The 20,980-nt window shown below is 52.9% G+C and carries 17 protein-coding genes; 10 read left to right on the top strand and 7 right to left on the bottom strand.

Annotated elements, in window-relative coordinates:
* The first annotated feature begins 121 nt into the window (after window positions 1-121).
* The 6 genes from GN241_04925 (at window position 122) to GN241_04900 (ending at window position 9,406) form a co-directional block, all read left to right on the top strand.
* Complete coding sequence (locus tag GN241_04925) at window positions 122-925, top strand: phytanoyl-CoA dioxygenase (protein ID XAT56763.1); 804 nt, start codon at window positions 122-124, stop codon at window positions 923-925.
* Window positions 855-2,192: a 3-deoxy-D-manno-octulosonic acid transferase gene (locus GN241_04920; protein ID XAT56762.1), complete on the top strand. Its 1,338-nt coding sequence runs from the start codon at window positions 855-857 to the stop codon at window positions 2,190-2,192. Before GN241_04925 ends, GN241_04920 begins: the two co-directional genes overlap by 71 nt.
* 51 nt (window positions 2,193-2,243) lie before the next feature.
* Complete coding sequence (locus GN241_04915) at window positions 2,244-2,690, top strand: DUF1178 family protein (GenBank protein XAT56761.1); 447 nt, start codon at window positions 2,244-2,246, stop codon at window positions 2,688-2,690.
* Between the two features lie 65 nt (window positions 2,691-2,755).
* On the top strand, window positions 2,756-3,991 hold the full coding sequence (locus tag GN241_04910) for an aspartate kinase (protein ID XAT56760.1): 1,236 nt from the start codon (window positions 2,756-2,758) through the stop codon (window positions 3,989-3,991).
* Window positions 3,992-4,019: 28 nt separating this feature from the next.
* A complete protein-coding gene (ptsP, locus tag GN241_04905) occupies window positions 4,020-6,266 on the top strand; it encodes a phosphoenolpyruvate--protein phosphotransferase (protein XAT56759.1) in 2,247 nt (748 codons plus the stop codon).
* 236 nt (window positions 6,267-6,502) lie between these two features.
* A complete protein-coding gene (locus GN241_04900; protein XAT56758.1) occupies window positions 6,503-9,406 on the top strand; it encodes an isoleucine--tRNA ligase in 2,904 nt (967 codons plus the stop codon).
* Here the strand turns inward: GN241_04900 and GN241_04895 are convergent.
* Window positions 9,403-9,864: a nucleoside deaminase gene (locus GN241_04895; GenBank protein XAT56757.1), complete on the bottom strand. Its 462-nt coding sequence runs from the start codon at window positions 9,862-9,864 to the stop codon at window positions 9,403-9,405. The two genes, GN241_04900 and GN241_04895, sit on opposite strands and share 4 nt — an antisense overlap.
* A gap of 63 nt (window positions 9,865-9,927) precedes the next feature.
* Between GN241_04895 and GN241_04890 the strand changes: the two genes are divergently transcribed.
* From GN241_04890 to GN241_04875, 4 genes are all read left to right on the top strand, one after another.
* Entirely contained in the window at window positions 9,928-10,710 is a 783-nt protein-coding gene (locus GN241_04890) for a pseudouridine synthase (GenBank protein XAT56756.1), read from the top strand.
* A 75-nt stretch (window positions 10,711-10,785) separates the two neighbouring features.
* Window positions 10,786-11,628, top strand: a complete 843-nt coding sequence (locus tag GN241_04885; protein XAT56755.1) for a tellurium resistance protein TerC — start codon at window positions 10,786-10,788, stop codon at window positions 11,626-11,628.
* Window positions 11,629-11,698: 70 nt separating this feature from the next.
* Window positions 11,699-12,670 (top strand): DUF2927 domain-containing protein, encoded by a 972-nt coding sequence (locus tag GN241_04880; GenBank protein XAT56754.1) that lies wholly within the window; start codon window positions 11,699-11,701, stop codon window positions 12,668-12,670.
* A gap of 62 nt (window positions 12,671-12,732) precedes the next feature.
* Window positions 12,733-13,179 carry a D-tyrosyl-tRNA(Tyr) deacylase gene (locus GN241_04875; GenBank protein ID XAT56753.1) on the top strand — a complete coding sequence of 149 codons (447 nt, stop codon included), beginning with the start codon at window positions 12,733-12,735 and terminating at the stop codon, window positions 13,177-13,179.
* A 50-nt stretch (window positions 13,180-13,229) separates the two neighbouring features.
* Here the strand turns inward: GN241_04875 and GN241_04870 are convergent, their stop codons facing one another.
* The 6 genes from GN241_04870 to ccrA all read right to left on the bottom strand — a co-directional run bounded on the left by GN241_04870 (window position 13,230) and on the right by ccrA (window position 20,868).
* Window positions 13,230-14,465: an acyl-CoA dehydrogenase gene (locus GN241_04870; protein ID XAT56752.1), complete on the bottom strand. Its 1,236-nt coding sequence runs from the start codon at window positions 14,463-14,465 to the stop codon at window positions 13,230-13,232.
* A 9-nt stretch (window positions 14,466-14,474) separates the two neighbouring features.
* Complete coding sequence (locus GN241_04865; protein XAT56751.1) at window positions 14,475-16,109, bottom strand: long-chain-fatty-acid--CoA ligase; 1,635 nt, start codon at window positions 16,107-16,109, stop codon at window positions 14,475-14,477.
* Between the two features lie 99 nt (window positions 16,110-16,208).
* The gene (locus GN241_04860; protein ID XAT56750.1) at window positions 16,209-17,741 is read right to left on the bottom strand and encodes an AAA family ATPase; all 1,533 of its coding nucleotides are present in this window, start codon (window positions 17,739-17,741) and stop codon (window positions 16,209-16,211) included.
* A gap of 52 nt (window positions 17,742-17,793) precedes the next feature.
* A complete protein-coding gene (locus tag GN241_04855) occupies window positions 17,794-18,426 on the bottom strand; it encodes an autoinducer synthase (GenBank protein ID XAT56749.1) in 633 nt (210 codons plus the stop codon).
* 83 nt (window positions 18,427-18,509) lie between these two features.
* Window positions 18,510-19,238 (bottom strand): LuxR family transcriptional regulator, encoded by a 729-nt coding sequence (locus tag GN241_04850; GenBank protein ID XAT56748.1) that lies wholly within the window; start codon window positions 19,236-19,238, stop codon window positions 18,510-18,512.
* Window positions 19,239-19,590: 352 nt separating this feature from the next.
* The gene (gene ccrA / locus GN241_04845; GenBank protein ID XAT56747.1) at window positions 19,591-20,868 is read right to left on the bottom strand and encodes a crotonyl-CoA carboxylase/reductase; all 1,278 of its coding nucleotides are present in this window, start codon (window positions 20,866-20,868) and stop codon (window positions 19,591-19,593) included.
* Window positions 20,869-20,980: the final 112 nt, after the last annotated feature.

The raw sequence follows: 20,980 nt of genomic DNA, 5'->3' as shown, positions 1-20,980 counted from the left end.
AAAGGTCGCCAACGCTGGCGGCTTTTTCCTTTTACGGCTTACCCGTTATGCGTTGCATCCACTCAAGGCTAGACAAAAGCATCTGGGCACGTAGGATCACGCCGATGAGAAAGAGGCGCGCATGCATCCCTTATTAACCACTGATTTAATTCACGCATTCCGTCGCGATGGTGTAACGCTGATCCGCGGCATGTTTGCCGATTGCGTTCAAGCGCTGCGGGACGGGGTTGCCTTTAATCTGCAGCATCCCGGGCCCTATGCTGCAGAAAACCTAACCGATACTGAGAGCGGGCGGTTCTTTGATGATTATTGCAACTGGACCCGCATCCCCGAATTTTCGGATGTTATTCATCGCCCACATATTGCCCAAATCGCTGCAGAACTGATGGGATCAGATATCGTGCAATTGTTCCACGAGCATGTTTTGGTCAAAGAACCGGGCACGTCAAAACCCACGCCATGGCATTCGGATGCACCATATTACTTCACCGGTGGCCAGCAAAATATAAGCTTTTGGGTGCCCCTTGATCCGGTAAAAGAAAACAGTTTGCGCGTGGTTGCCGGATCGCATAAATGGCAAAAGCCTGTGCTGCCAACCCGCTGGCTATCAGAACAAAACTTTTATCCCGATAGCGATCTCTACCAACCCGTGCCCGATCCGGATGCCGAGGGCATGAACATCATCGAATATAACATGCAGCCCGGAGATGCGGTTGCATTTCACTTTAATGCCCTGCACGGCGCGCGCGGCAATCATAGCGCCAAGAGGCGCAGGGCGTTTTCACTTCGCTTGCTTGGGGATGACGCGCGCTATATAGAGCGCCCGGGTCCAACCTCGCCACCCTTTCCCGGCCATGCCATGCAACCTGGCGAGCGGTTGCGCGAAGACTGGTTTCCTATTCTACTTGACCAAAGCCGCTTATAACCCCTACGGCCTGCGCATGTTTATATACCGCCTCTTCTTAAACTTTGCCGCCTTCCCGCTTGGGCTCCTTTTGATGATACGCTGTTTAAAAGGGACCGAAGACTGGGCAGATTTCTGGCAAAGGTTTGGAAAACCAGTGGCCATGAAACGCCCTGAGCAAAAATGGCTCTGGGTACACGCCGCTTCAAATGGTGAGCTGCAATCCGCTAAACCAGTTTTGGACGCGCTTGCAGCGCGTTACGGTCAAACCAGCTTATTGATCACCTGTAATTCGCTTTCCGGGCGTCTCTGGGCGGAAGAGCTTGGATATCACGCAGTGCTCTCACCGTTAGATTTACGCTGGGCACAACGCAGGTTCATGAGCGCATATCCAATCGCAGCGCATGTGACTTTTGAGGCCGAATTATGGCCCAACCGTATCGCCATCTTGGCCGCGGCGGGAATCCCAATTGCCGCCTTGGGGGCTCGGATGAGCGCGCGCGGTCAGAATCTCTGGCGCCGGTTTCCAAGGCTCAGCGCCAAATTATTGAACGCTTTAGCCTATCTGCAATCGCAAGATGCAGATTCTGACCAGCGCTTCAAAAGCTTGGGGATTGATCCCAGAAAAATGGGTCCTGTGCTCAATTGGAAATCATTATATCAACCCCAAACGATCGATTTGGATTTAACAAAACGCCGCAATATATGCCTGGCCGCCTCCACGCATCCCGGCGAAGACGAGATCATTTTAAAAGCATTTGGCTTGGTGAGGCAAACATGGCCCGAATTACAGCTGATTATTGCGCCGCGCCATCCCAAGCGCGGCGCCGAGATCGCTGATCTTATCCTGTCGCAGGGCTGGCGACTACAACGCTATAGCCAAGACCAAGCGAGCGGGCCTGAAAAGGTTGACGTGATCCTGGCAGATACTCTGGGCGAGATGCCCAAATGGTACGCTGCTTCGGGCCTATGTATCGTTGGTGGGGCTTTCAAAAATCACGGTGGACACACCCCTTACGAACCTGCAGCTTATGGATGCGCGCTGATCACGGGCACCCATACGCGCAATTTCAGCGCTGAATACGAAACGCTCGCCCAAAACAAAGCGGCGATACGCGCAACAGATGCTGAGGCATTATCCAAAGCCCTGTTATCGTTAAAGACGCCCAGCGCGCAACAAAACCTTGCGCAGCGCGCCACAAAAGCGCTGTCTCATGGCGTAGATATAAGTGTTATTATGGATGAGTTGGAACACCTAGTGCCCATATCAACTACCGATTTAACTTGATTCCAAATCCGCAATCGTTGACAACGCAGAGCGAATAGAGCACGGCGAGAGATGATCAATTATTCCTTAAAATGCAGCAATAAGCACAGTTTTGACAGCTGGTTCCAATCTGCCGATGCGTTTGAGAAACTGCAAAAGGCCGGAATGGTGACCTGTGCAATCTGCGGCTCTACCCAGGTGACAAAAGCGATTATGGCACCCCGGGTCAACACCGCCGCGGCGCCCGCGCCGATAGCGCAACCCAACGCCGCTCAAAAGTCCTTGCAAGGCCCCCCCCATCCTGCGCAACAGGCTCTAAAAGACTTCAAGGCGCATATGGAAAAAAATGCCGATTATGTCGGATCCGATTTTGCTCAAGAGGCTCGGGATATGCATTACGGATTAACGCCAGAGCGGGCAATTTACGGTGAAGCCAAAGTTACAGAGGCAAAAAAACTTATGGAAGAGGGGATACCCGTCGCCCCCCTGCCCTTTGATCCTAAGCGTAAAACCAACTGAACCGCCCTTGCGCTTGGCTCTACTTCGCCCTACACCGCGGTGCAATTTAGCTTTAGAGGACCATTATGCCGGTTTTGGTAATGAAGTTTGGTGGCACATCGGTTGCCTCAATCGACCGCATCACGCGCGCTGCCAAACGCGTGGCGCGAGAAGTGGCTCTGGGATATGATGTTATCGTGATCGTATCAGCCATGTCGGGCAAAACGAATGAATTGGCAGGCTGGGTAAATGATATCTCTCCTTTACATGATGCGCGCGAATATGATGCGGTTGTGTCCTCTGGCGAAAATGTCACCGCCGGGCTGATGGCGCTGGTGTTGCAAGAAATGGAAATCCCCGCGCGCAGCTGGCAAGGCTGGCAGGTGCCCTTGAACACCAGCTCTACCCATTCGGCCGCGCGGATCGAAGAAATTCCAACCGAGAATATTAACGGCAAGTTTGCCGATGGCATGCGGGTGGCGGTGGTCGCTGGTTTTCAGGGGTTAAGCCCCGAGGGGCGGATTACCACGTTGGGCCGCGGTGGATCTGATACCACGGCAGTCGCATTCGCGGCAGCTTTTGACGCAGAGCGCTGCGATATCTACACCGATGTTGACGGGATTTACACCACCGATCCTCGGATCGAAGCCAATGCCCGCAAATTGAACAAAATTTCCTTTGAAGAAATGTTAGAACTGGCATCGCTGGGGGCAAAAGTTTTGCAAACCCGATCTGTAGAACTGGCGATGCGCTACCGCGTTAAACTAAGAGTATTGTCAAGCTTTGAGGAACCATCGGAAACGGCCGGCACTTTGGTCTGTAGCGAGGAAGAAATTATGGAATCCAATGTTGTTTCAGGAATAGCCTATTCGCGCGATGAAGCGAAGATGACGCTGGTCTCGGTTGAGGATCGCCCCGGCACGGCTGCCGCGATTTTCGAACGGCTTTCAGAGGCCAATGTTAATGTAGATATGATCATTCAAAATATCGCCGAAGATGGCCGCACCGATATGACCTTTTCCTGCCCCACCGATCAGGTCGCCCGCGCTGAAAAAACGCTTTTGGATGCAAAGACTGAAAGCCATGTTGATTTCGTCGACCTGATCGCAGATATGAACGCCGCCAAAGTATCGGCCGTAGGAATTGGCATGCGAAGCCAATCCGGCGTTGCGGCAAAAATGTTCAAAACATTATCTGATGAAGGCATTAACATCAAAGTCATCGCCACGTCAGAAATCAAGATTTCCGTTCTTATTGATAGGAAATATATGGAACTTGCCGTACAATCCTTGCATCATGCATTTGGGCTCGAAAGCGCCTAAGCCAAGGGAAACGGGGGGCACGCCGCCCATGGAAGACACCACGGGAACCAACAGCCGCAAGCTGCTAAAGCGCTTGCGTGGCACGCTGGCAGAAGATTCAGCCGGCCAAGCCCGTTTGGATAAAATCACCCATTTGATCGCCGATTCAATGGGCACGGAAGTGTGCTCGATCTACCTTTTTAGAGACAAGAGCACGCTGGAGCTTTGCGCCACAGAAGGCCTGCATGCCGACGCCGTTCACAAAACGCGCCTGCGCCTTGGAGAAGGGCTGGTGGGGCGGGTGGCCGCGCGCAAGAGCACCATCAACGCGGCGAATGCCCCGGCCACCAAAGGCTTTCGGTTTATGCCGGAAACAGGCGAAGAAATTTACTCGTCCTTTTTGGGCGTGCCCATCCAGCGTCTCGGCTCGGGCCTTGGTGTCTTGGTCGTTCAATCCAAAACCGCGCGTGAATTTTCATCGGATGAAATTTACGGGCTGGAAATTGTGGCGATGGTTCTGGCAGAAATGGCCGAACTAGGCGCTTTTGTGGGTGAAGGCGCAGCATTAAGGCCCCAACATCAGGAACCGGCTTTGTTTCGCGGCACCCCTGTGCAAGAGGGCACCGCTTCTGGCCATGTTTGGCTGCACGAACCCCGCGTTGTGGTTACCAATCCAATCGCTGAAGATCCGCAAGTTGAAAAACAGCGCCTGTCCTCAGCCTTGGAAAAGCTGCGCAGCGGCATCGATGATTTACTGGATGCGGCGCATTTTGGCGATAAAGAGCCAAGGGCAATCTTGGAAGCCTATCGTATGTTTGCCAATTCGCGCGGCTGGCTGCGGCGGATGAACACCGATATTGATCAGGGGCTTTCGGCAGAGGCCGCCGTTGAAAAAGAGCAATCGGCGGCGCGGGCGCGGCTGTCACAAGTTGCCGACCCTTATTTACGCGACCGCCTGCATGATTTGGATGATCTGTCGAACCGTTTGTTGCGCAGCCTAACAGGACAGGGCCGCAACACGGGCGCGGTGATTCCGAGCGATGCGATTTTGGTAGCGCGAAATATTGGCACCGCCGAGCTCTTGGAATATGGGCGCAGCCTAAAAGGTTTGGCGCTTGAAGAAGGGTCGGTGGGATCGCATGCCGCAATCGTGGCGCGGGCCCTAGCGATTCCGCTTGTCATTCACGCCGAAAATCTCACCACCGAGGCCTTAAACGGCGATCCCATCATGATCGATGGCGATGCCGGTGTGATCCATCTGCGCCCAGATGACAGCGTGGCCAGCGCCTTCAAAGATAAAATCGCTATGCAAGCAAAAGCGCAAAAGCGCTATGCCGCCCTTCGCGACAGCCCCGCCATCGCTGCCTGCAAGACGCGCGTCACTTTGCTGATGAATGCCGGGTTAATGGCTGATCTGCCTAGCCTCGAAAGCTCTGGCGCCGAAGGCGTTGGGCTTTTTCGCACCGAATTGCAGTTTTTACTGCGCAGTCAAATGCCCAAACGCTCAGAGCTAAGCGCAATCTATGCGCGGGTTTTAGAATCAGCTCAAAACAAACCCGTCACTTTTAGAACGCTTGATATCGGCTCGGATAAAGTGCTGCCCTATATGACCGAAGTGAAAGAGCCTAATCCGGCGCTGGGCTGGCGCGCGATCCGCGTTGGCTTGGACAAACCAGGCGTGTTGCGCATGCAGTTACAAGCATTGTTGCGCGGCGCAAACGGGCGTGATCTGTCGATTATGTTCCCCTTTATCGCGCAATATGAAGAATTTCGTCAAGCGCGCAGCGAAATGGACAAAGCTCTCGAGCGCGAGAAAATCCTAGGTCATCCGCTGCCAAAGAACCTGCGGGTTGGCGCGATGATCGAAACCCCTTCGATCCATTACGCCCCCAAAGCATTTTTTGACTCGGTGGATTTTTTATCGATCGGGGGCAATGATCTGAAACAATTCTTCTTCGCTGCGGATCGCGAAAATGAATTGGTGCGCAAACGTTATGATACGTTGAGCAGCAGCTTTCTCAGCTTTCTTGAAGACATCGTGACAAAGTGCCAAGCGCATAAAACACCGCTGTCTTTTTGTGGTGAGGATGCGGGGCGCCCGCTAGAAGCCGTCTGCCTGGCGGCTTTGGGTCTTCATACGTTATCAATGCGCCCCGCCTCTATTGGCCCTGTCAAACAGGCCCTAATGAGTACCGACTTGAAAGCTTTGAAGGTGGAACTGGATCGGGCCCGCTTGGCAGGTGTCGATAATTTACGCAAGACGGCAGCCAATTTCATGGCCAAGCATGGCGGATAAAAGCGCAAAGGCACCCTTTTGCAAAATTGAGGCAGAAAACTGTTCTGCAACAGGGTCGGAAGGGTCTAGACCCGCAGGCGAGAGGGGCCTATAAGCGCCTTTAATGGCTGTTTTTTGTACATCATATCATCGAATTATTTACCCGGCGCTCTAAGAATAAGAGTGGCCGGGAAAACGCGTACGCGCCAGCCCGCCGTACATTATACGATCTTCTCACGCCCCAAGGATACCAAACCATGTGCGCCGAAACGCCCGATTATAAAGAGACTTTGAACCTTCCAAAAACCAATTTCCCTATGCGGGCTGGTTTGCCAAAACGCGAACCGGAATGGTTGCAAAAATGGGAAAACATGGGCCTCTACAATCGCCTCAGGGAAAAGCAGGGCCGTAAGCCCTTTACCCTCCACGATGGCCCACCTTATGCGAACGGGCATTTGCATATTGGCCATGCGCTCAACAAGATTTTAAAAGACATGGTTGTGCGCAGCCAACAAATGATGGGAAAAGATGCCCGCTATATCCCAGGTTGGGATTGTCACGGCTTGCCAATTGAATGGAAAATCGAGGAACAATATCGCAAAAATGGCCGCGATAAAGACACAGTGCCCGTGGTCGATTTCCGCCAAGAATGCCGCAAATTTGCTGCTGAATGGGTGGATGTTCAGCGCGCAGAATTCAAACGGCTTGGGATTACCGGCAATTGGGAAATGCCTTATTTAACCATGGATTATCATGCAGAACGCGTGATCGCAGAAGAATTCATGACGTTTCTGATGACGGGCACGCTGTATCAAGGCTCAAAGCCGGTCATGTGGTCCCCCGTTGAAAAAACCGCATTGGCAGAGGCAGAAGTGGAATATCATGACAAAGAGAGCTTCACCATTTGGGTGCGTTTTCCGGTTCTAAACAGCGATAACCCTGCGCTAGAAGGCGCTGATGTGGTGATCTGGACCACCACGCCCTGGACCATCCCCTCAAACCGCGGTGTGGTCTATCACCAAGACATCTCTTATGGCGTTTATGAGGTGACAGCCGCCCCCGAAGACAATTGGGTCAAAACCGGCGATCGCGTTCTTCTGGCGGATAAACAAGCAGCTTCGGTTCTGGAAAAGGCTCGAGTCGAAAGTTTTTCGCGCATCAGTGATGCGGGCGATTTATCAAATACAAGCCTGTCGCATCCATTGGCCGGTATGGAGGGCAGCAAGGGCGAATGGGATGAGCCGCGCGATTTTCGCGCCGCGCCCTTTGTGACCGAAGAGGATGGCACCGGATTTGTCCATTGTGCCCCCAGCCATGGTATGGATGAATTTGAGCTGTATCGCGATGCGGGCATGCTGGAGCAAGTGCTTACCTATAATGTAATGGAAGATGGCACGATGCGGGCCGATTTGCCGTTTTTCGGCGGCAAAAGAATTCTCAGACCCAATGGCAAAGAAGGCAATGTGAATGCGGCGGTGATTGAGAAGCTGGCAGAAAGCGGAAAGCTTTTGGCGCGCGGAAAGATCAATCACAGTTATCCGCATAGCTGGCGCTCTAAAGCGCCTCTGATCTATCGCAACACGCCGCAATGGTTCGCCGCAATCGATCGCCCGGTCGGCGATAATCAAGATAAATTCGGCAAAACCATTCGCGAACGGGCCCTGAATTCTATTGATAAAATGGTCGAATGGACGCCCAAAACGGGCCGAAACCGGCTTTATTCAATGATCGAAGCCCGCCCCGATTGGGTGCTCTCGCGCCAACGCGCTTGGGGGGTTCCACTGACATGTTTCACCAAAACCGGCGGCAAACCGACAGATCCGGATTTCTTGCTGCGCAACGGCGAAGTAAATGCCCGTATCGCCGCCGCATTTGAAAGCGAAGGCGCAGATGCGTGGTATGCTGAGGGCGCCAAAAACCGCTTCCTTGATGGTATTGTTGACCCAGAAGCTTATGAACAAGTTTTTGATATTCTTGATGTCTGGTTTGATTCTGGCTCAACGCATGCCTTTGTTTTGCGCGATCGCGATGATGGATCCGAAGACGGTATGGCTGATCTTTATCTGGAAGGCACCGATCAGCATCGCGGCTGGTTCCATTCGTCGATGCTGCAATCCTGTGGCACCCGCGGCCATGCGCCGTATCGCGGAGTACTAACGCATGGCTTCACGCTCGATGAAAAAGGCATGAAAATGTCAAAATCTTTGGGCAATACGGTGGCGCCCGAGCAAGTGGTAAAACAATATGGCGGCGATATTTTGCGCCTCTGGGTGGCGCAGTCAGATTATTCTGCGGATCTTAGAATTGGACCTGAAATCTTAAAAAATACCGCCGATGCCTATCGCAGATTGCGCAATACGATGCGGTTTTTACTCGGCTCTCTGGCCGATTTTAGCGAACGCGACCGCATCGCGCCGCGGGACATGCCCGAGCTCGAGCAATGGGTTTTGCACCGCTTGGCGGAATTGGATGAAAAGGTGCGCAGCGGCTATAATGCCTATGATTTCCAAGGCGTATTTCAAGCCGTTTTTGCCTTTGCAACCGTCGATCTGTCATCTTTCTATTTCGATATCCGCAAAGACGCGCTGTATTGCGATGGCGATACGGTTCAAAGGCGCGCGGCGCGTACGGTGCTTGATATTTTGTTCCATCGGCTGACCACCTGGCTCGCCCCGGTGCTGGTCTTTACGATGGAAGAGGTCTGGCTTGAGCGGTTCCCCGGCGATGACAGCTCGGTTCACCTGCTGGATATTCCCGAGACCCCCGCGGCTTGGAGAAACCCAGAACTGGCGGAAAAATGGGCAATGATCCGCTCTGCACGCCGCGTGGTCACATCGGCTTTGGAAGTGCAACGCTCTGAAAAAGTTATTGGGGCCAGTTTGGAAGCCGCGCCAAGCGTCACCATCAGCGATCCTGCGATGCTGGCGGCACTGCAATCTGTACCCTTTGAAGATATTTGCATAACATCGGCGCTGCAACTGACGGCAGGCCAGATAGAGCAGGGCCAGTTTACCCTTGCAGATCATCCTGGGATTGGCGTTGCCTTTTCCAAAGCAGAGGGTGAAAAATGCCAGCGTTGCTGGAAAATTCTGCCTGATATCGGGAAAGATCAGCATCTTGGCACCTGCCGGCGCTGCAGCACTGCTCTGAGCGCGGCTTAACGCGCCCCGCCGCGCCGCTTGGCAAAAAAATCGCGCAGCAGCGTGGCGGCTTGCTCTTCTGCAATGCCCGAATAAACCTGAGGTTTGTGATGGCATTGCGCATGGCGGAACACCTGCGGGCCTTGCGCAACACCACCGGATTTAGGATCGCAGGCCCCATAATAAAGCCGGTCTATCCGCGCCGCCGCAATCAAGCCTGCACACATCGGGCAAGGTTCTAGCGACACATAAAGATCACAGCCCGATAAGCGTTCGGATCCCAATGCTTTGCACGCGGAACGAATGGCCAGAACTTCCGCATGCGCAGAGGGGTCCTTTTGCGCGCGCATCTGGTTTCCAGCGCGCGCCAGAACCGCGCCCTGCGGCGAGATTACGACCGCGCCCACCGGAACCTCTCCACGCGCTGCTGCCAAACGCGCTTCCTCTAACGCAATCTCCATAAAACTTTTAAACCGCATAAGCTTTTGATGACCGCTGAATGCCCCTTTCGCAAGCCTTGTTTTTGACGTAAAGCCCCAATAATGGACAGCAAAACCCCTTCAGGCGAACGCATCGCTAAAACCATCGCCCGCGCCGGGCTTGCCAGCCGCCGCGATGCGGAAAAGATGATCCTTGCCGGTCGCGTGCGCGTAAACGGCGCCATTATTACATCGCCAGCCCTGAACGTGACGCAAAAAGACCAGATAAAAGTTGATGGCACCCTGCTGAAAGAGCCCGATCATGCGCGGCTTTGGCTCTATCATAAACCCAGCGGCTTGGTGACAAGTGATCGGGATGAAAAAGGCCGTAGAACAATCTATGATGAAATGCCCGAAGATCTGCCCCGCGTGATGAGCGTGGGCCGGCTTGATCTAAACTCTGAGGGCCTGTTGCTATTAACCAATGACGGGGCAATCAAGCGCCAGCTGGAACTGCCTGCGACGGGATGGCTGCGCCGCTATCGCGTACGCATCAACGGGCGGCCAAGCGAAGATAGTTTTGCGCCATTGCGTGCAGGCCTGCGCATCGGCGGTGAACGGTTTCAGCCCATGAGCGTCACATTAGACCGCCAGCAGGGTGCGAATGCGTGGTTAACCATTGGTCTACGAGAAGGCAAAAACCGCGAAATTCGGCGCGCGATCGAAGCTATAGGCCTGCAGGTAAACCGATTAATCCGCGTCTCGTTCGGCCCGTTTCAGCTGGGCACTCTGAAATTGGGCGAGGTTGAAGAAGTGCGCCGCAAAATCATGCGCGATCAATTGGGGTTGGCGCCGGTTTCTGACGAAAAGCCAAAGGCAAAAAAGCCCCAGCGCCGGCATAGATAAGCGCAGCAGCCCGTTTTTGCGCCAATCAAAATAAATCTTGTCAAATTTATTAAACCCAGCTTAGGCTTAGGGATTATGTTTGTTCTTTTTACAATCGAAAATTTTGGTAACCTGATCGTATTATTGGTTTTACAGGCCGTTCTTGGCTTTGATAATTTGCTTTATATTTCGATCGAAAGCCAAAGGGCGCCCGTGGCCCATCAAAAAGCCGTGCGGTTTTGGGGCATCATTATCGCCGTGGTGCTCAGGGTTGTTTTGCTTTTTGCAATGATCCATCTGATCGAAGCGCTTGGCGCACCCTTCTATATTTTCAGCTGGTCTGGAGTGTTAGAGGGCGGTGTGAATTTTGCCACATGCGTGTTCGTGCTGGGCGGTATATTTTTAATGTACACAGCGGTTAAAGAAATTGGCCACCTTCTTACGATCCAACATCTGGATGCGGATCTTGATAACAAACCGGGGAAATCTGCCGTACAGGTGGTTCTGCTGATCGTTTTGATGAACCTTATTTTCTCATTCGATTCAGTCCTATCCGCCTTGGCGATCACCAAAGTATTTGCGGTTCTGGCAACCGCAATCTTGCTATCTGGGCTGGCGATGTTGGTCTTAGCAGATGGTGTAACCGCCTTTTTGGAGAAAAACCGCATGTACGAGGTTTTAGGCCTGTTTATTCTCCTGATTGTCGGGATTGTACTGCTTGGAGAAAGCGGTCAAGCGGCAGCACATGCGATGCATGATCCCGGCTTGGCGCTGCGCATCTTTGGGTATGAAATTATTCCTATGTCCAAAACAACATTTTATTTCAGCGTCTTGGTATTGATTGTGGTGGAGATCATCCAATCGAGATATAGCCGAAAACTAACAATTGAGCGCAGCCATAACGGCGCTGGAACAGCAAAGCCTAAGCATCACTTATAAGGCGGCCATGCGCGTCAAACGTAACAGGACTAGGCGCAAAAGCGAAATAGCTGCGCTGGAGATATAAGACGTGCCAGATGTGACAGGCCTCACCATGTGTATCGCAATGAAACCGCTCTGGAAACGCAGCCTCAAAGGCGCAGTTGCCGCCCTCGCCCTCAGCCTGAGCGGTTGCGCGGAACTTGCCAATATCAAACGGGGCGCTGAGGGCGCAGACAATGCGGCTTTTGCCGCGGAAACATCGCGGCAGCTCAGACAACGCTATGACCACCTTGCCACGGGCTTAATAGCAAAGGGGCTGCTTCGAACTGATGGTGGTTCCAAAAGCCCGCGCGCGACACCAGAGGCCCTTACTGAGCTGTTTAACAGTTTGGCATTTTACGATGAATATGAACCAAGCAGCGGTTTTCAACCTGCCCAAGCGAGGCCCACGGCGCTTTCAAAATGGCAAAGACCAGTGAAGATCAATTTGCATTTTGGCCCCTCGCTCAGCCCTGAAACCCGCGTGAAGGATACGCAATTCCTGTCAGATTATGCCGCGCAACTGTCTGACATCACCCGTCACCCTATTGAACTTACAACCGAGCTTGGGAATTTTCACGTGGTTGTCGTGGATGAAGTGCATCGAATGAACATGGTACAAAACCTACGCAAGAAGGAGGTGCTTGTGCCGCCAAATATTCAACAAGTGGTCCAACAGATACCCGCTGATATCCACTGCATGGTGTTAACGTTTTCTGCGCGGCACAGCCCCCATATTCATGAACAAGCGCTTGCGGTGATCCGCGCCGAGCATCCGCCGATGTTAAAGAAAGCCTGTTTTCATGAGGAAATTGCCCAAGGGTTAGGGCTTCACAATGATAACCCGGCAGCGCACCCCTCCATTTTCAATGATGATGATGAATTCGCATTTTTAACAAATCAAGATGCCCTTCTTTTGCGGGTTCTCTACGATCCCCGCCTACCCGCAGGCATTGAATTGCACGAGGCGCAACCGCTCTTGAAGCAATTGATAATTGAGCATAACGCGCCAAGCCGTTAACCTTCCCGCCAGACGCTTTGATCTTTTTCAACCCCCTTCTCATACTATTAAAGGAGAAACAGATGCGCGCAGTGATTCAAAGGGTTCAGACAGCTTCCGTTGCCGTGAAAGGCGATCAGATCGGCACATGCGATGCGGGTATGCTCATCCTGATTTGTGCAATGGCGGAAGATACGCCCGCGCATGCCGAGAAACTGGCATCAAAAATCGCCAAATTGCGCATATTTGCAGATATCGAGGGGCGGATGAACAAATCCTTGCTAGACATTGGCGGCAGCGCTTTGGTCATCAGTCAATTTACTCTGGCAGCCGATACAAAGCGCGGCAACAGACCTGGGTTTTCGCGCGCAGCGCCGCCCGAACTGGGAAGGCAACTTTACGAAACATTCGCAAAAGCCCTTGCTGATCTGGGCCCGCGCGTTGAAACCGGCCGTTTCGGAGCCGATATGCAGGTCAATTTGATCAATGATGGACCAGTGACAATTTGGATCGACACAGAAGCCGATTAAAGCCACTTTAGGGCCGGCCCAGTTTCGCCAGTGCGCCGAAGCGGCGGAATTTATTTTTGCGTATTGCTATATTTTTTCAATTCTGCGCGGGCCACTTGGCGGCGATGCACCGCATCCGGGCCATCGGCAAAGCGCAGCGTGCGAATATGCGTCCACATATGGGCAAGATCAAAATCTTGGCTGATGCCCCCTGCGCCATGCATTTGCATGGCCTCATCCACCACTTTGCCCGCCATCAAGGGCGCGATCACTTTGATTTTTGAAATCCATGGCTGCGCCGCCCGCACCCCGGCCGTATCCATCATATAGGCCGCCTTTAAACAGAGCAGACGCGCCATTTCGATCTCCATACGCGCATTCGCGATGATATCATAATTGGCCCCCAATTCCGTAAGCTGCTTTCCAAAAGCCTCGCGTGACAAACCCCGCCGGCACATCATTTCCAAGGCTTTTTCAGCCTGCCCGATCGCGCGCATACAATGGTGAATCCGCCCTGGCCCCAACCGGCCTTGCGCCACTTCAAACCCGCGCCCTTCGCCAAGAATAATCGCATCTTGTGAAATTCTTACATCGGTGAAGCGCAAATGCATATGACCATGGGGTGCATCATCATTGCCAAAAACCTGCATTGGCCTTAGCACCTCGATTCCAGGCGTTTTCGGATCAAGCGCAAACATCGTATGGCGGCTATGTTTGGCTGCTTCCGGCGCGGTACTGGCCATTAAAATATACAAAGCACAACGCGGATCCCCTGCGCCAGAAATCCACCATTTTTCACCATTTAATATAAAATCATCCCCGACGCGGCGCGCTTCAAAGGCCAATTGCGCCGCATCAGAAGAGGCAAGCCCAGGTTCGGTCATCACATAGGCAGACCTGATCCGCCCCGCCAACAGATCACCCAGCCAACGATCTTTATGCAGCTGCGTACCGTAGCGCTCTAAAACTTCCATATTGCCGGTATCGGGGGCAGAGCAATTGAACACTTCGGCGGCCAAAGGCACTTTGCCCATTTCTTCAGCCAAATAGGCATATTCAACCGTGCTCAAACCGTAGCCGCGATCGCTGCCAGTCAACCAGAAATTCCATAAATTGCGCTTGCGCGCCAAGGCTTTTAATCCGTCGATAATTTCTAATTGCCGATCCGTCATGGCGAATCTGTTGCCCGACGGGTGCTTGCCCACTTCAGCATGATATTCGCGATCAAGCGGCGCAATATCATGTTCAATCATCTCGCGCACCGCGCTCAGCAGCGTTGCAACCCGTTCGGTTATACCTAAATCCATACTAATCCTCTATGTTTCGCGGGGTAATTCAAAGGCTGCAAATTGCTGACGCAGGGTGAGCTTTGACACTTTACCGGTAGCTGTCAGGGGCAGTTGTTCGACAAACTCGATTGCATCGGGCAATTGCCAGCGCGCTACATGGGCCAAGAGAAGACTATCTATCTCGGCCTTTGTCACCTTATAGGACCCGCGAGGCACCACAACCAAAAGCGGCCGCTCATCCCATTTGGGATGGGGCACAGCAATCACGGCACAATTTGCCACCTCCGGATGGCCCATCACAATATTTTCAAGATCGATCGAACTGATCCATTCGCCCCCTGATTTGATCAAGTCTTTCGCCCGATCCTGAATGATTAAAAACCCCTCTGGATCAATTGAAGCGACATCTCCGGTGCCAAACCAGCCTGCGCTGTCAAAGGCCGAATCGGTGGCCGCAGGATCTTCAAAATAACCAGAAATGATACCATTTCCGCGCACATAAAGATCGCCAGCAGCAATACCGTCATGCGGTAAAGCCTGCCCCGCCTCATCGACGATTTTTAAATCAACACCGAACGCGCGCCGCCCCTGTCGGGCCTGCAAATCAAACCGCTGATCCTGCGTTAGTTCGCGATGGTGATGTTGCGATAAAAGACCATGCGTGCCCACGGGGCTCATTTCTGTCATCCCCCAGGCATGCACCACCGTCACACCCGATGTTTCGAAAGCTTCGATCATTGAGCGCGGCGCCGCAGAGCCGCCTACGATCAAATTGTCAAACCCTTTTGGATGGCGCCCGCGCGCTGCAATCTCACCTTGCAGACCCAACCACACGGTTGGAACCCCCCAAGCGGAAGACACTGCCTCACGCTCTATCAAATCGAATAAAGAGGCCCCATCCAGAGCTGGCCCGGGAAAAATTAATGAGCTTCCCGTCATCGGCGCCGTGTAAGGCAGACCCCATGCATTCACGTGGAACAAAGGCACGACCGGCAGAATACGCGCGCCCTCTTTCAGGCTGTTTGGGATAGAAATGGCGGTGGAATACGCGTGCAGCAGCGTTGAACGATGCGAAAACAAAGCGCCTTTGGGGTTCCCCGTGGTGCCCGAAGTGTAACACAGACCCGATGCCGTGTTTTCTGGCAGTTCTGGCCAATCATACAGCGCGGGGTGCCCCTCCAACAAATCTTCATAAGATAAAAAATCTAAGCTTGACTGGGGCATATGCTCGGGCCCGGTCATGACCACAAATTTGAGTGATTTGGGCAATTTATCCGCCAGCGCCTGCACCAGAGGCACGAAACTGGTGTCGATAAACAAAATCTCATCGCCCGCATGGCCAATGATATAGAGCATTTGCTCAGCACTGAGGCGCGGATTGATGGTGTGGCAGACCGCACCAATCCCAGATATCGCATAATATAATTCAAAATGCCGATAGCCATTCCAAGCTAAAGTGGCAATTCTTGCGCCCGGTGCGACGCCAAGCTTTTTCAAAGCATGCGCCAATTGTCCAACGCGGCGTAAACTGTCAGCGTAAGTTTGGCGATGTATATCACCTTCGGTGCGCACCGAAACCATCTCGGCGCGCGGATGCGCCTCTGCCGCAAATTTTAAAATTTCGATAATCGACAACGGTCGATGCATCATTTGGCCAAGCATTCACCACCCCCCCCTTGCAGCGTCTGATTGCCATATGAAAAGGAAACCGCGCGGTTTGCAAGCCACCTTCTTGCCGCGCCCCAAGCAGAGCTGAACAGATTATCCATCTTCTTGAATATCCAAAGCCAAAGGCGCCGGAGCCTGCGCGCGAAGATCCTCGATTTGAAGCGGGGTTGAGGGTTTGGACAATCGGTTACGCACCACCCAGATCAGCCGCTGCTCGGCCCGGGTGATCGCCACATAGGCAAGGCGCTTCCAAAGCGGTTGATTGGCCTCGACTCGCCCCATACGCGCAGCCATTTCCAGATCTGGTGCAAAAACCTGCACCGTTTCCCATTGGCTGCCCTGCGCTTTATGGATGGTCACGGCCGCGCCATGTAAAAAAGCGGCGCCCATATTGGCCGCAAACGGAATAAACGGCTCTTCTTCACCGGGTTTTTCAATTTTGATGATCGAGGCCGCTGAAACTTTTGGGTCTTCCGCCCCGATCACGTGCAATTTTGAAAAGCCGGCGCGCCGCCCAGGGCCCAAATAGACAACTTGCGCGCCTTTGATCAGGCCCCGCGCCTCCAAATCAAGGCGCTTCTTACGATGTTTCAACGGCAATTCAATGCCATCGCAAATCAGTGGTTCGCCCTCTAGCAGCTCGGTTTCGGGTGCATCATAAACCCTTCGAAAGGCCGAAATAAGCCGAATTCGGGTGGCATTGCGCCAAACCAAAACCGGGCTGCGGGCCATCAGATCAACATCGACGCGCTGGCCCAAAATAACCCGCTCATCGCGCGTGGCATAATGCGAAATCATCGCTTCAAAATCAGAAAATCCAAGCGCAGGATCACCGAGCGCATGGGCCAAATCCAAGATCGGATTATCCGCATCTTGGCGATGAACGCGTTGCAGCGTGATCTGCTTTTCCGGGTCTAATTTTTCAAATACCATTTGGCCCGATTGGTTTACCGGGGCCAATTGCGCCGGATCTCCGAATAGAACCAATATTGGAAAAATTTGCTGTAAATCCTCAAATTGTCGATCATCCAACATTGAGGCTTCATCGATAAAGCCGATATCCAACGGATCTTCGCGGCGCTTCCAGCCGGTAATGAAATCCGAACCACGCAAGCCAGCCGCAGCCAGCGCCCCCGGGATAGATTTATTGTTTTGGTAAAACTCAAAAGCACGCGCCAGGGCCGCCTCGCTTAAATCTTCAATCTGTGGTTTTTCAGATTGACCGGCCAGCCAGTCCGCAATTTTTTCATATTCCGGATCATAAACCGGCGTATAAAGAATGCGGTGGATGGTGGTGGCCGGCACACCTTTCATACGCAGCACGCTGGCGGCTTTATTCGTGGGTGCCAAAATCGCCAAACTGCGCTTGGTACGATTGCGCCGCGGTTCATAATCCCCCGACACGACCTCAACACCGATGCTGCGCATCGCGTGATAAAGTTCCGACAGCAATAAGGTTTTCCCCGAACCCGCCTTACCGATCAAAGCGGTAACGCGGGCATCGCGCTCGCGCCCCGGTACCAAAAGGTTGTTTTCAAGGTCTACGCCAGCGGCGCGCAGCAGCGCCGCCACATGATCATAGGCCTCTGCCTGATCTAAAGAAAGTTCAACCTGCCGCATCTGCATAAGCTCAGTTTACCGGCCATGCCACCAAAGCGCCAGTGAGAAGCCACTTTCGCTACGGCACAGGCACCACGCGCTTGCTTGCCCCAAAAGCCAAATCAAACCAACGGCTTGAATGTTCCGGCAAAACCTTCGCGCGGCGGGCAACCGCCTGACGCTGCAGGGGAGAAAAAGTCCATAATCCCAACCCGATATATGTTTTCCCGGCGCCCTGCTCGGCTAAAATCTCAGGGGTTGCCCCGATACGCCGATAGATGCGCCGCATCGTATGATCAAAGACCGCCACCGATTGCTCAACGCCAAACCCAAGCATGACCTCACCCGCCGCCAGCATCAATTTTGACGCGCTATGCTTGAACGCTTTCGGAGCCAGACAGAACCGCGTAGATTCCCAGATCAACGGGCTGCTCAGGCTGCTGCCTCCCAGCAAAAAACAGAACTTCTCATTGATCATACAGCGCCCCGTGGTGGGCAGCAGCCGCAAAGAGCCCTCATGCCGGCCAAGATTATTTTCCAAGACCACATAAAGCGGATTAAGCGCGTCATACTCATCGCGCTCGAAGCCATTTTCATCCACATCCACCCTCCATTTAAGGCGGGTTCTAAACTGGGAGGCACGATCACGAAACATGGTGTCGCGCAAAAGCGGGTGATCAGATAGCTGATCGCCATAAAGATATCTAAGCAAATATATAATCCCCTGATTGCCTTAAAAGGACTAGGATCAGAGCATTAAACTTAGCTTAGACATGCGCGCGCAGCGCAGGCGAGCTAGAGCAAAATCAACCCGCGGCTGACTGCCAAAGAAACCGCATGCGTGGTATTGGCAGCGCCCAATTTATAGCGCGCACTTTCAATATAGACGCGCAATGTATTTTCCGAAATGCATAATGTATGCGCAACTTGCCCCCGACTATACCCAAGCGCCAGAAATGTCAGCGTTTCATTTTCGCGCGGGGAAAGCGCGGGGCTGGGAGCTGCGATACCTTCGGCTTCGATATCTAAAATTTTTTTATTAAAATAATGCGCAATTAAAATAAGATCGCGCCGAGCTATTTCGATAAAGCCCGCCCATGCCTCATCCGAAGCGTTATGACTGATCGTAAACAAAGCGTATTGGCCTTTTGGCCCACGGATCGGAATAGACAGCCCCTGACGACCCACCCCATGATCTAACGCGTCGGCCTGAAACGCCCGCGCCGCTTTGCTTGACCAATCAAGATCTTTCCAATCAACGGGGTGAAACCGCTGAAAGCACCCCAAAATCACCGGATCGATACGAATATAGGATTGCTGGATATAACGGCTGACCCAAGCGCCCGAATACGTGCCCACCCCCAGCCGCCCACATTTCGAATTCACCCAATGATACACCATATGATCAACGCAAAATACATCGCGAAATTCTTCAATAACGGATTGAACATCAGCCAGCTGGCTGGCGTTCTCGAGGCGGCCCAGCGTGGGTTCGAAGGTCGTGATCTTTGTGTAACGCGTCACTGCGCAGCCCCTCGGTTTTTGCCGCAATTTCCAGTGCGGCCATTAATTGCGCATTGTCTAATTGCAAAGCCAGCCCCTCTAGGCCGTTCTTCTCGGCGAAAGTACGAAGATCTGAAAGGACATCAATAATCCAATTATGCGTCATAGCGATTCTCACGAAAAATGGTTAACAGAGTGTTAAGTCTAGGATAGCAAAGCGTCTGATTTAACGAAATTCGCGTTTTCCAACTCCCCAAAAATAGTGAGGGGGTTCACAATAACCCACTGAAAAGCATAGAACGGACATAAAAGACTGCGCCCTCCCCTGACAGAAGCGCTTCGTGGCAACCTGCCCGAGGCGTCCTTTTTGAGCCTATAAAATCGCATCCTCAAACGTGCGCAAACCTGCCCGTGGCGCTTGTACCAAAACCGCCATATTTCCCGGCTTATGCTCATTGCGGCGCATTTTAATATGCGCGGCGGGAATCTCATTCCAACCAAAGACTTCGGACATGCAAGGATCTAACCGCCGTTCGATCATCAGCTTATTGGCCGCTGAGGCTTGCTGCAAATGCGCAAAATGGCTGCCTTGCACGCGCTTCTGGTTCATCCAAAGATAACGTGCATCTAGCGTCAGATTATACCCTGTGGTGCCCGCACAGATCACCACCATCCCACCTTTTTTACACACGAAGGTCGAAACGGGGAAGGTGCTTTCACCGGGGTGTTCGAACACGATATCCACATTCACGCCCTTGCCCGTAATCTCCCAAATGGCCTTGCCAAACTTGCGCACCTCGGCGAACCAGGTTTTATATGCCTCAGAATTCACAACCGGCAATTGCCCCCAACACTTAAAATCTTTGCGATTGATAACGCCTTTCGCGCCCAAGCTCAGCACAAAGTCGCGTTTATCTTCATCCGAAATCACGGCAATCGCATTCCCGCCAGCCGTATTGATCAGTTGGATTGCATAAGAGCCCAAACCCCCAGACGCGCCCCAAACCAACACGTTTTGCCCTGGCTTTAGGTCATGTGGGTGGTGCCCGAATAGCATCCGATAGGCGGTCGCCAATGTCAGCGTGTAACAGGCACTTTCTTCCCATGTCAGATGCTTGGGGCGCGGCATCAATTGCTGTGATTGTACCGCCGTGAATTGTGCAAAAGATCCATCCGGTGTCTCATAACCCCAAATCCGCTGACTGGCAGAATACATCGGGTCGCCACCATTACATTCTTCATCATCTCCATCATCCTGATTGCAATGGATCACCACCTCATCCCCGACGCGCCATCTTGTGACCTTTTCGCCGACGGCCCAAACGATACCAGAGGCATCAGAGCCAGCGATATGATACGCGGCTTTATGCACATCAAACGGGCTTATTGGAATGCCCAAACCAGCCCAAACTCCGTTATAGTTCACCCCGGCAGCCATTACCAAAACCAGCACGTCATGACTGCCCAACGAAGGGACATCCACAACTTCCAATTGGAACGAGCGATCCGGTTCGCCATGCCGCTCGCGGCGAATGGCCCAGGCATGCATAGATTTTGGAACAAACCCCAATGGCGGCATTTCTCCGACGTCGTATAAATCTTTTTCTTTGGCCTCATAGCGTGCCGTTTCAGGCTTTACATCAAGCGCCATTACTCTCTCCTATGCCCTGTCGCGCCGCAGCGCAGAAATTTTTGCCTCAGCCACCGTTATCGCCCAAAAGGTAACTTTGCAACCTTATTTAATATATTTTTGAAATATAATT

The organism is Rhodobacteraceae bacterium IMCC1335 (genome assembly GCA_039640495.1).
Classification (GTDB): Bacteria; Pseudomonadota; Alphaproteobacteria; order Rhodobacterales; family Rhodobacteraceae; genus Thalassovivens.
The sequence above is the reverse complement of the archived record's forward strand: the minus strand, read 5'-3'. Positions and strand labels throughout refer to the sequence as shown.